The following is a 259-nucleotide window of genomic DNA, read 5'->3' as shown; positions in this document are numbered from 1 at the left end:
CGGATTGTCGCTGAGCGCCCGGTAGTCGAGGTTCGGCTGGATAAGAAGGACCTTAGGGCCGACGCGTTCGAAGCGGACGACGTGCGTCCCCCCGAGCTGGCCGCGATCGAGGCCGATATCATTAGAACCCAGCCCATGCGAGAGGGAGTGGACATAGAGAAAGTCCGTGTCGAACTTGTCGACCGCGAGCCAGAGCTGGCCCTTCTCATGGTTCCACGCATACGTGAAGTAGCCTTCCGATGAATCGGCCATATCGAGC

Annotated in this window: 1 protein-coding gene; it reads right to left on the bottom strand. The window is 60.2% G+C overall.

All coding sequences use genetic code 11. From position 1 onward, the window contains the following. The coding region (locus tag PZC42_RS21835) for a hypothetical protein (RefSeq protein WP_277214298.1) at window positions 1–259 on the bottom strand (259 nt) is incomplete at both ends.

Source organism: Isoptericola croceus, assembly GCF_029382255.1.
Lineage (GTDB): Bacteria > Actinomycetota > Actinomycetes > Actinomycetales > Cellulomonadaceae > Isoptericola > Isoptericola croceus.
The sequence above is the reverse complement of the archived record's forward strand: the minus strand, read 5'-3'. Positions and strand labels throughout refer to the sequence as shown.